This is a genomic window from Siphonobacter sp., assembly GCF_048595215.1.
GTDB lineage: Bacteria > Bacteroidota > Bacteroidia > Cytophagales > Spirosomataceae > Siphonobacter.
In genome coordinates, this window is the sequence record NZ_JBMDWJ010000217.1 from 1 (window position 1) to 12146 (window position 12146).

Consider the following 12146-nt stretch of genomic DNA (forward strand, 5'->3'; position numbering starts at 1 on the left):
CGGATCGCATGTTGAAGCCGCTGTAAATGTTGATGGGGGAGGCCACGCAGCGGGTGATGCTCTGTACGTCCGGATTCGCCAGCAGTTCGTGTTTGATGGTTGAGAGGTTGTCCAGTACTTTCCGGTTGAGCAGGACCTCGACGACATGATCGCGATTGTAACCCAGTTTTTTCTCCTGAATAAAATTCAACTGATTCTGAATGAGCCAGGTGGCGACCAGCAGGAAAATCGAAATCGTAAACTGAAAGACAATCAGCGATTGCTGAAGCCATTGCCCCGAACGCGTATGCCGAAACGAGCCTTTCAGTACTTTGACGGGCTGAAATTTTGACAAGGCCAGGGCGGGGTAACTCCCCGCCAGCAGGCTCACCACGAGCGTAATGGTTACCAGAAACAGTAGAAAAGGCAGACTGTGCAGGCTGGCTCCGGTCAAGGATTTACCCGCCAGTTCGTTAAAATACGGGAGTACTACTAAAACCAAATCAAGGCTCAACGCCATGGCGATCAGGCAGGTCAGGACGGACTCGCCGATAAACTGCCAGAATAATTGTTCTTTCCCCGCCCCGATCACTTTCCGAACGCCTACTTCCTTGGCTCGCTCCATCGAACGGGCTGTACTCAGGTTGATGTACGTAAAGCAGACAATCAGCAGAATCAGTAAGGCCACGCCCGCCAGTATGTACAGGTACACGATGGGCGTATTCGGAACGAAGCTGTCGTAGGGCGAGTGCAGGTGAATGTCCAGCAAGGGCTCCAGCCAGTAGGTGACACTGGCTCCCGAACCGGCCATCTCTTTCTTCATGAAGGGATGAATTTTGGCCTGTAAGGAAGCAAAGGCCTGTTCATCCCTGAGCAAAAGAAACGTAGTGTAGTTGGCGTTGAAATACGTATGCTCCTGATTGACGCCTAGTGAAGAAAAAGAGGCCAGAAAATCAGCGTGCAACTGCGAAGAAGCGGGGTAATCTTTGATGACGCCCGTCACTTCGTACAACACCGTATCGGCTCCCGTGACCAGTACCTGACCGATGGGGTTGGCCTGCCCAAAATACCGGCGGGCCGTAGATTCGGTCAGTACAACTTTATGCGGACCATCCAGGGCTTTCTGAGGATTTCCCTGAATGAATTCAGCCTGAAAAATATCGAAAAACGTAGAATCGACGAAGTAGAAATGCTTTTCCGAGACTAGATGGTCTTGCTGGCGGACGGTCGTTAGTTCCTCAATCATCCGAACCGCCGCTTCTACTTCGGGAAAGGTGCGTTTGAAGACCGGAGCCACCTTGGTACTGGTCACCGGGGTTTGTTTCGTTTCAGGACTACTGTCGAATCGATAGTCCATCACCAGCCGGGCAATACGCGTACCGTTGGGCTGGAAGCGATCAAAACTAACCTCGTACTGAATATACAAGCCAATCAGCAGACAGCAGGTGAGCCCGATCGTTAAACCGAATACGTTGATAAACGTAGCCGTTTTATTCTTCCAGAGGTTACGTACGGCTATTTTGAAATAATTACGAAACATGAGATGAATAGTTAATGGTTAGGGGTTGATAGTTGTTGGTGTAGAGGCAAATGAATTAGGAGCTTTCTCGGGAAGGCCTAATAACCAACAACAATCAACTTGAAAACCCTACTCGCTTTTCAAACTCTTGGCCGGATTGGCCAGAGCGGCCCGGAAGGATTGCCAGCCCACAGTCAGGGCGGCAATAGCGGTGGTTAGCAGAATGGCCAGAGCAAACGTCTCCCAGCCGATTGAAATCCGGTACGTGTATTCTTCCAGCCACTGCGACATCAGCCACCAGCCCAGGGGAGCCGCGATGGCAAAGGCTACGAGAATCAGGCGGGCAAATTCTTTTCCAAACAGTCCTAAAATTTGAATCAAACTGGCACCGAGTACTTTCCGAACGCCGATCTCCTTGGTTTTCTGGGCCGCCAGGAAACTGACCAGTCCGTACAGACCCAGACAGCCGATAAAAATGGCGATGAACGAAAAGACTCGTATGATTTGCAGCATCAGGGATTCACTCTTGTACATTTTCGCAATACGCTCGTCCATGAACGATTGCTCGTAGAGGTGATTGGGATAGGTATCATTCCAGACGTTCTCCACGCCCGCCAAAGTACCGGGCAAATCACGCGTGCTGACGCGGACGGCCCCGAATTTTTGGAAATCCCGAGCGGAGAATATCGCAATCGGACTGATTTCTTCCCGCAGGGACAAATTGTTAAAGTCTTTGATCACGCCTACGATGGGAGCCGATACGCCCCAGACATCTAAATTCTGGCCAAGTACATCCTGAATTTTTAATCCTAATTTCTTAACGTAGGCTTCGTTGACCAGGTATTCCCGAGCCGTATCACTTTCAATAATGTTCCGACCGGCCAGCAATTTCAAACCAAACGTATTCGCATAGGTATAATCAGCTGGCTTGATTACCAGACTCCAGGGTTCATCCTCCGTGTGGGAACCAAACCGATGGTTGGTGGAGAAATTAGTCGTAGACGTAGGCGGAGCCGCAAAAAAGGATACGGCTTCGACGCCGGGTACCTGTGTAAGACGATGCCTGAAGGTTTGCAGATTGGTCTGTTCGGGCGTCGGGTTGGGAATGACAATGATCGCCGAAGGGTCGTACCCAATGTCCTGGTTGCGGTAAAAACCCATTTGCTGGGTAATCACGATCGTACTAATAATCAATACCTGAGTGATGATGAATTGGACGATCACCAGACTACGGCGTACGGATAAACCACCGACCTGCTGCGTATTGATTTTGCCCTTCAATGCCGCTACGGGTTGAAAACCCGATAGGATCATACCCGGATAAAAACCCGCCAGAAGGGTCACCACTAGTAATAAACCCAGTAAAAAAGCCCACAGGAGTGGTTCCTGAAAGAAGGAAAACGTACCCGTAAAATTGATACTCGTCTGATTTTTGATGGCTGCATTCACCAGGGGAATCAGTACTTCGCTGAGGCCCACGGCTACCACGATGGCGACGAGCGTAATGAGTCCGGTTTCGGTGAGAAACTGACCGAAAAGCTGGGCTTTCGTACCGCCGATGACTTTGCGTACGCCTACTTCTTTCGAACGTTTAAGAGCCTGAGCCGTGGCCAGATTCACGAAATTGATGCAGGCCGTTAGCAGTAGAAACAGACCGATCGCCGCCAGTACGTAAAACATGGTATCCTTCGCTCCGCCGTAATTCGAATCAAAATGCAGTCGTTTCAAACGTACCAGCGGGTAGGAGCCCTCTTTGGCCTCTTCGCCCAGGTATTTTTGACGGAATGCGGGCATCAGCTTATTCAAACGTTCAATGTCAGCCTCATTTTTAAAGAGTACCAGACAGTTTGTACCGGAATTAGTCCAGCCCCAGTTATCCACCTGAATACCGTCCCATTGCTTGGGCATGGAGGCCCACGAAACGAACACTTCCAGGCGGCGGTCCGTATTCTCGGGAATATCCGCAAGGATGCCCGTCACCTTCAAATCCATGGTATTATCCAGGCGAATCACCTTTCCAACGGCCTGTTGGGTACCAAAGTATTTTTCGGCCATTTTCTGGGTAAGCACGACGGTGTTGGGGGCCGTTAGTTCCTTCGGCGAGCCCGCCAGCCACTGATAATCCAGAATATGGAAGTAATCGGGTTCGACGAAACCAATGGTTTTTTCTTCTTTGAATTTTTTCTGAACGGAACCCTTGCTGTCCGGAATCGTGATGAGGCGATTGCCCACGGCCATGAGCACCGACACCCGTTCCAGAAAGGCAAAATCGTTTCGCAGGGCTTTGGCGACAGGGGCGGGGACGCCGGATGAATGACTCACGCCATTTTCGTTCTTACTTTCCGTAGTTACCTGCACAATCCGATCTGCGTTCGCGTGATAGCGATCGAAGCTGGTCTGGAATTTAATCACCTGAAAAATCAGGATGCTACAGGCAATGCCTAACGTTAGTCCCAGTACATTAAGCAGCGTATAGCCTTTGTACCGAAGCAGGGTACGATAGGCGACTAGGAAGTAGTTACGTAGCATGAGTTTGATGATTTATCAGTTGATGGCTAGAAAGAGTTCGTATTGGTTTCTTCAAAAAGTCCTAATGAGCTAAACGGCTAACAACTTGATAATGATGGATTAATGTATACAGCAAGAGGTGTGATTTAACACGGCTGTTTTCGTCCCGCTAAGATGGCTGGTTGTTTAGTCCCTATGCATTCCATGCCGGCACGCCCACCGCTCTTTTCATCCTGCTTTGGTCCACCGCGTTGCGGATGAAACCATTCCATGGGGGCCATCCCATGGTGGCCCCCATGGAATGGAAGGCGGCTTGAGCCCCAGAATGGAATTCCGCCATGGAATGGGATAGGACGGGGCCCGGTTTTATGCCGTCTATGCAGAAATCGGCAAACTTCAAACAACCATTAATGATCAACTTCTGTTAGAAGAAGAAAACCCCTACCGCCTGTGAGCCGCGGAATGCCCTACGACAGCCGTAATGCGGTGGCTTAAAGCGGGCTGTCGTTAGGCATGGAGTGGTCCAGCCTGGAAGGCTCACAGGCTACTAGCCAGCCGTCTCCAAAGGACGAACTCGGTCCGTTTAAAGCGACATAATTGACCCATCCCTCTACTCACTCTTCAAACTCTTCGCCGGGTTAGCCGTAGCGGCCCGGAAGGATTGCCAGCCGACGGTCAGGGTAGCAATGAAGGCCGTGGTGAAAATAGCCACCAGGAAGGTCGTCCAGCCAATACTGATGCGATAGGTATAATCTTCCAGCCAGCCCGACATCACCCACCAGCCCAGCGGAGCGGCTACAACGAAGGCCAGTACCACCAGTTTGGCGAACTCTTTTCCAAACAAAGCCAGAATCTGAGCTACGCTGGCCCCGAGTACTTTCCGAACGCCGATTTCCTTGGTTTTCTGAGCCGCCATGAAGCTGACCAGTCCGTACAGACCCAGGCAACCAATGATGATGGCGATGAAGGAAAAGACGCGAATCAGATTCAGAATCAAATTTTCGGTTTGGTACGACTGAGCAATGCGTTGATCCAGGAAAGTCTGATCGTACAGGTGATCCGGATACACTTCATTCCAAAGCTGTTCGATCCCGGCCAGCGTTTGGGGGAGGTGAGCCGTACTGACCTTTAACGCTCCCGCGTAGTATAGGTTATGATCGGAGAACAAGACCACGGGTTGAATCTGATTGTGGAAAGAAAGGTTATTCCAGTCTTTAATGACCCCAGCGATGGGAGCGGTCCGGCCCCAAACGGTCATATTACGTCCGACCACATCGGCGGGTTTCAGATTGCCACCCAGCCGTTTTACGTACGTTTCATTCACCATAAACGCACGCGTGGTATCACTTTCGGGAATGTTTTTACCGGCTACGAGCTTCAGGCCAAAGGTTTGCAGGTAGTGTGAATCGATGGGTTTGGTATTAACGGACCATTTCTCGTCTTCCTGCCGGGTATCGAAGCGGTGGTTGGTATTGTTGTTGGAATTGCTGGTGGGAGCATAGGACGAAAAAGAAACTTTTTCTACCCCTGGTATCTGCATGAACCGATGACGAAGGGACTCGGTGACTTTGTCCGGCGTGGGTAAATTCACCATGACAATCGCGGTAGGATCATAGCCAATATCTTTTCCCCGGAAAAAATCCATTTGCTGGGTAATCACGATGGTTCCGATGATGAGCAGTTGCGTCAACACAAACTGTACCATCACCAGACCCCGGCGTACGGATAAGCCTCCTACCTGTTGCGTACTGATTTTGCCTTTCAACGCTGCTACGGGCTGGAAACCCGCCAGTACCAGTCCAGGGTACGAACCCGAAAAGAAGGTAACTACTACTACCAGCACCAACAGGAACAAGAGCATGGGCAGGTCGGAGAAAAGTTGAAGGTTGCCGAAGAGATTAAGCCCCGCCGTTTCATACACCCAGTGGTTGACGCTGGGCAAAACCAGCTCGGTCAACAGTACGGCCAGAATAACGGAGCACAAGGTAATGAGTCCGGTTTCGGAAAGAAACTGAGCAAAAAGCTGTCCTTTCGTACCACCGATGACTTTGCGTACGCCTACTTCTTTCGAACGTTTAAGGGCCTGAGCCGTTGCCAGATTCACGAAATTGATGCAGGCCGTCAGTACCAGAAACAAGCCAATAATCGTCAGGGCGTATAACTGACTTTTACTAATCTGGGCGTCGAAATCGAAGGCAAAGTGAGCGTCCTGAACGGAAATAAACGGATGAAACCACTCGTTGCCATCCTTGGTGTGATACTTGTTAATAAACTTACGCATGGGCTTTTCCAGCGTTTTGGGGTCCACGCCCGGACGCATCAGAACGAAACAATGCGTACTGGAATTGACCCCTCCCCAGTTATCGAGTCCAGGCCCGCCCGCTTTTTTATAGTTTTTGAGCGTTTCCCAGGAGATAAACATTTCCTGACGCACGTCCGTATTTTCCGGAATGTCGGCTAAAAGACCGCTTACTTTTAAATCCAGTTCATTGCCGACTCTCAGGCGTTTGCCGATCGGGTCTTCCGTACCGAAGAATTTGGTCGCCAGTTTTTTCGTGAGTACGACGCTGTTGGGTTGCGTCAACGACAGGCGTGCGTTGCCATTCAGCCACTGGTAATCCATGATGCTGAAAAACTCGGGTTCTACGTAGGCAATAGAATGGTCTTCCTTAAATTTCTTGAGCGGACGTCCCTTGGCATCGGGTACGGAAACCAGGATGTCATGCTGATCGAAGATCATAGCTGTACGCTCGAAAAAAGACAGGTCGTTCCGTAAGGCTTTAGCCATGGGCGTAGGGACGCCACTCGAACGGCCTACACCATCGGAGTGCCATTCGGTCATTACCCGATAAATTCGGTCTTTTTTAGCGTGGTACGCATCGAAACTGCTCTGGAATTTAAGAACCTGAAAGATCAGAATACCACAAGTGAGGCCCAGGGTAAGGCCAATAACATTGAGTAGCGTATAGCCTTTATAACGCAGAAGGGTCCGGTAAGCGACGAGGAAGTAATTACGTAGCATAGCAAATCAGCGATCGATTGCTAACGCTGGTCTAAAGTTGTGCCGTTGCCTATTGTAAGCAGGTAAGTGTTTGAAAATCAGCAGTTGTGAAAAATGAAATTGTCCGAAACTGAACAGAGATCGTTCGCTTTCGGACAGCTATATAAAGTTGACCCGGAGCCCTCACGTTTCAATCAGTATCCCCAAGCCTTTCTACGCTTTATTTTTTCCCAATGGCATGCGTAAAAATCGACCTTCCTTTTATTTTAGCACGGACCTATCCCTTGTGTAACACTTCCATGCTTGACGTTTTCCCCTATTATCTAGCTCTCATTGTTGCGATTGTCTTACTCATCATGCTGGCCCAGCGAATCCGGATAGCCTATCCCATCGTTCTGGTATTGGCGGGGCTGGCCTTCAGTTTTCTGCCGGGACTGCCCTCCATCCAGATTGATCCGGAACTGATTTTTGTTATTTTCCTGCCGCCCCTCCTGTACGAAGCTGCCTGGAATACCTCCTGGAAAGAACTCTGGCGGTGGCGACGGATCATTACCAGCTTTGCCTTTCTGATTGTCTTTGTCTCGGCGTTTTCAGTGGCTCTGGTCGCCGCCCATTTTATTCCCGGCTTCACGCTGGCTCTGGGCTTTTTGCTGGGCGGTATCGTATCGCCGCCCGATGCCGTAAGTGCCGGAGCCATTCTGAAATTCGTGAAAGTACCCAAACGGATGTCGTCGATTCTGGAAGGGGAAAGTCTGCTTAACGACGCGTCCAGTTTGATCATCTTCCGTTTTGCCCTGATTGCCGTCAGTACGGGCCATTTTCTGGCGGGAAATGCAGCTTTGAATTTTGTCTGGATGGTATTGGGCGGAATCGGCGTAGGTATATTGATTGCCTTACTGTTTTTCAAAACGCACCGACTCTTACCCACCGATGCCAATACGGATCTGGTTTTTACACTGGTTGCTCCGTACATCATGTACATCACGGCGGAAGAAATTCACAGTTCGGGCGTATTGAGCGTCGTAAGTGGCGGTCTTTTCCTATCGCAGCGGCGTCATTTGTTTTTGAGCAGTACAAGTCGCCTGCGAACGAGCAATGTCTGGGAGTCGCTGGTTTTTATCTTGAACGGACTGGTCTTTATGCTGATTGGTCTGGACTTGCCGGAAATCACCGCGAACCTCGACGGCGTTAGCACCTATACCGCCATCGGTTACGGCGTGCTGATTACGGGTACGCTGATGATCAGTCGCATGATCTCGACGTATTCGGCCATCTTCGTTACGCTGTTTGCTAGACAATACATCACCGTAGCGGACACGCGGCACCCGGGGTATAAAGCTCCTTTTCTCATGGGTTGGGCCGGGATGCGGGGCGTTGTGTCGCTGGCGGCGGCGTTATCCATTCCCGTGTACCTGGATAACGGCACGGAATTTCCGCAACGGAACCTGATCCTGTTCATCACCTTTATTGTGATTTTGCTGACGTTAGTGGTGCAGGGACTAACCCTGCCGTACCTGATTCGGGCCTTTCGGATTTCCGATATGGACCACTTTCTGCCGGAAGAAGATGATTACCATGCCATGCACAAACGACTGGTGGAGCAGAGTCTAAAACGATTGCGAGACCAGTACCCAATGGGCCTGAATGATCAGCCCGTGCTAAAAGAGCTGGTGCAGAAATGGGAAAATAGTACGCTGGTGCTGGAAGATCAGTTGCTCAGTACGCAATCGCGGGAAGTCTATCTGGAAATGTTAGATCAGCAGCGGAAATGGCTCCGCGAGTGGAACAAGGATCCTCTGGTGAACGAAGAAGTCATCCGCAAACATCTGTTACGGCTGGATCTGGAGGAAGAAAAAATTCACTATTTGTAGAAGACTTTTGAAAGAGCCAAAATCAGTAGCATCTACGCAAGTCCGTTGCATCCACGACAAACGAGTCGAAGTTCCTTATTTCAGTAATCTAAACATTTCCTGAACTTCCTCCTGTTGATGGAGTGGCACGACGGTAAATACGTAACTATCCGAATCGATATCCAGAATTTCCAGAGCATAGCCCAATGGCTTCAATTCGTTTTGGTTAATTAAGTCTAGGACCTCGCCAGTATGAACATTACGACCGTATTTCTCTTCGTTCGACAGTGAGCCCGGATAGTTTTTTGCTGCTAGTAACGCGATGATCCAATAGCGAACTTCCTGCTCGGTTTCTTTCCAGTCCACTTCCGCCATTTCGTTATGATTCAGTAAGATATCGACGAATGCGATTTTGGGTAACAAGGCCTTGTGGGCCTTAAGCGAGAGCCCACGAGCCGCCAGTAGGTACTCACCTTTTTCGTCAAAAAACGATTCCGGACGATCGAAAGCTTGACGAACCTTCCGTAGCAGTTTATCCTTCAGCGTTTCAGAGACGACCAGCCTATGAATTAAATTTTCGTAAAACGCGAAATCAGGCTGGTCCTTTTTCTTTTTTGGACCAAACCAGTTGGCGAAGAAGCTCATGGATGCGGGTGAATGAATGAAAATTCCTTAGTAAAGCTCAGGTTCGTAACCCGGTCGACGGCGAGTCAGGTAAAAGCATGTAAAACGTAGGGTGATACATGCGGAATGGGTAGGTAGGGGACCTATTCAGAATCTGCACTGCTACAAAAATAGCTTCTTCATGGCTACAATTCCTACCGATTCGATCATAATATATTTCAATAAAATATGAATAAGTTACTAGTTTAATCGCTCGCCCTCGATTTAATAATCGGGGCGGTCCTGGTTGGGCGTCTGCGACGCCCAGCAACCTATCTTCCCAACTCAGCTTACTAAAAAAACGAATACCTCGTTTGCCCCGATTTGAAGCCGTCATGGAATGATGGGTCGATCCTGGTCTAGCCTCACAGACACCAGACCAGGATCACCTAAAACCAGCCTACTAAGAAAACACAAAGCATTACCTATACCCCCAGAAAATGATAGTAGTATTCCTAGTTTATCACTATAAAAAATAAATAAATTTTTATTTTAGTGTTAGATTACACCAATACTGTACGTTGCTGAAATGAAAGAAGAACGTTCCTACGATGCCATTGTCATCGGTTCGGGTATTAGTGGCGGCTGGGCGGCCAAAGAACTCTGCGAAAAGGGCTTAAAAACCCTGGTACTGGAACGCGGACGCTCGATTGAGCACCTCAAAGATTATCCGACCGCCCCCCTGCATCCCTGGCAGGTACCACACCGGGGCCGGATGAGTAAAGCGTTTCTGGATGAAAATCCCTTAATCAGCAAAGCCGCCGGGTTTGGCTCGGATACGGCTCATTTCTTCATTCGTGATCAGGATCATCCCTACATCCAGGAGCAACCTTTCGACTGGATTCGTGGCTATCAGGTAGGTGGTAAATCATTGACCTGGGGTCGGGCCTGTCAGCGGTGGAGCGATTTCGAATTTACCGGTCCCCAGCGGTTTGGGTACGGCATCGACTGGCCCATTCGGTACGCAGATATTGCTCCCTGGTACGCACACGTGGAGAAATTCATCGGGGTTTGCGGGCATGCGGATGGGATTGAAGCCATGCCCGACGGTGAATTTCTCCCGCCTTTTCAGCTCAACTGCGTAGAAACGGCTATCAAAGAATCCATTCAAAAACACTACCCGGATCGTCATCTGGTGCAGGCCCGCTGGGCTCACCTGACGCAACCCAAAGACATTCATCTACAACAGGGACGGGGAAAGTGTCAGGCTCGTAACCTGTGTATGCGGGGCTGTCCGTACGGGGGCTATTTTAGCTCGGTATCTTCTACCTTGCCCTGGGCTCAGAAAACGGGGAAGCTTACCATTCGGCCGCATTCCGTCGTACACTCCATTCGCTACGACGAAGCCACGCAGAAAGCGTCGGGCGTTCGGGTGATTGATGCGGAGAGCCAAGAGGTCATTGACTTTTCGGCCCGTGTCATCTTTGTGAATGCTTCCGCTTTAAACAGCAATTTGATTTTGCTCAATTCCCGCTCGAATCGTTTCCCGAACGGACTAGGCAACGACTCCGGACTGCTGGGCAAATACGTGGCCTTTCATAACTACCGGGCCAGTTTGCACGCGGAAATGCCGGGATTTACTGACCGCTACTATTTCGGCCGAAATCCGACGGATGCCATCATCGCCAATTACCGGAATCTGGCGACGCAGGATACCGATTATCTGGGCGGATTCACTACCTTTTTGGGAGCTTACCGGACGAAAGGAAAACTTACGGCTGAGAGTCCGGGCTTTGGAGCGGAATTTAAAAAAGCCATGACCGAACCCGGTACCTGGCAGATTTACATGTACATGCAAGGCGAGACCATTCCGAAGGTTAGCAATCACGTACGATTGAGTACGGATCAGACCGATGCCTGGGGTATTCCAAGTCTGATCACTTCGGTGGGATACGACGAAAACGATGAAAAAATGACTCAGGACTTTATTCGGGAAAGTCAGGCCATGCTCGAAAAGGCAGGCTGTACCACTATTAAAACCTACGACAGCAAGCAGGCTCCGGGCCTCGACATTCACGAAATGGGCGGGGTACGGATGGGCCGTGATGCGAAAACGTCCTTGCTCAATGCTCACAATCAGATGCACGTCGTACCCAATGTATTCGTGACCGACGGAGCCTGTATGACCAGCACCGGTAATCAAAGCCCCTCGCTGCTGTACATGGCTCTGACGGCACGGGCCGCTGCGTATGCCGCCCAGGAATTAAAAGCCCGACGTTTGTAATCTTAGCAAGCCTTTCATAACCCCAAACGTAACACTCTATGCTCACGCACATTCACCCCAAATTACCCATGCGGGATAAGGCCGCTACCCGGGATTTTTACCTTCATCAATTGCAATTCGCGGAGCTGGGAACGGTGAATTACGAAGGGTATCTGATGGTGAAAAAGGATGCCATCGAAATTCACTTTTTTGAGTTCAAAGAACTCGATCCGGCTGAAAATTATGGACAGATCTACATTCGTACCGACAACATCCGGGAATGGTACCAGTTTGTACAGGATCAAGGACTGAAGTCAACCGAATTGGATTATAAACCCTGGGGCGTGATCGAATTTTCAATACTCGATCCAGATACTAATCTGCTTACGTTCGGGCAGAATGTCTAAGCGATTTTGTATTCCG

The 12146-nt window shown here is 49.9% G+C and carries 7 protein-coding genes; 3 read left to right on the forward strand and 4 right to left on the reverse strand.

What is annotated here, in order from left to right:
* From ACOJTG_RS13500 to ACOJTG_RS13510, 3 genes are all read right to left on the reverse strand, one after another.
* Window positions 1-1519: ABC transporter permease (locus ACOJTG_RS13500; RefSeq protein WP_420154299.1), on the reverse strand; the 1519-nt coding region annotated here is incomplete at its 3' end.
* Between the two features lie 108 nt (window positions 1520-1627).
* On the reverse strand, window positions 1628-4027 hold the full coding sequence (locus ACOJTG_RS13505; RefSeq protein ID WP_420154300.1) for an ABC transporter permease: 2400 nt from the start codon (window positions 4025-4027) through the stop codon (window positions 1628-1630).
* 589 nt (window positions 4028-4616) lie between these two features.
* Window positions 4617-7028: an ABC transporter permease gene (locus ACOJTG_RS13510; RefSeq protein WP_420154301.1), complete on the reverse strand. Its 2412-nt coding sequence runs from the start codon at window positions 7026-7028 to the stop codon at window positions 4617-4619.
* A gap of 278 nt (window positions 7029-7306) precedes the next feature.
* On the opposite strand from ACOJTG_RS13510, the gene ACOJTG_RS13515 reads away from it, so the two are divergent.
* Window positions 7307-8878 (forward strand): Na+/H+ antiporter, encoded by a 1572-nt coding sequence (locus tag ACOJTG_RS13515; RefSeq protein WP_420154302.1) that lies wholly within the window; start codon window positions 7307-7309, stop codon window positions 8876-8878.
* A 75-nt stretch (window positions 8879-8953) separates the two neighbouring features.
* Here ACOJTG_RS13515 and ACOJTG_RS13520 read toward each other — a convergent pair whose 3' ends face one another.
* Complete coding sequence (locus tag ACOJTG_RS13520) at window positions 8954-9502, reverse strand: DUF6630 family protein (protein ID WP_420154303.1); 549 nt, start codon at window positions 9500-9502, stop codon at window positions 8954-8956.
* A 547-nt stretch (window positions 9503-10049) separates the two neighbouring features.
* Here ACOJTG_RS13520 and ACOJTG_RS13525 point away from each other — a divergent pair.
* Both ACOJTG_RS13525 and ACOJTG_RS13530 read left to right on the forward strand, forming a co-directional pair.
* A complete protein-coding gene (locus ACOJTG_RS13525) occupies window positions 10050-11744 on the forward strand; it encodes a GMC oxidoreductase (RefSeq protein WP_420154304.1) in 1695 nt (564 codons plus the stop codon).
* 38 nt (window positions 11745-11782) lie between these two features.
* The gene (locus ACOJTG_RS13530) at window positions 11783-12130 is read left to right on the forward strand and encodes a bleomycin resistance protein (RefSeq protein ID WP_420154305.1); all 348 of its coding nucleotides are present in this window, start codon (window positions 11783-11785) and stop codon (window positions 12128-12130) included.
* Window positions 12131-12146: the final 16 nt, after the last annotated feature.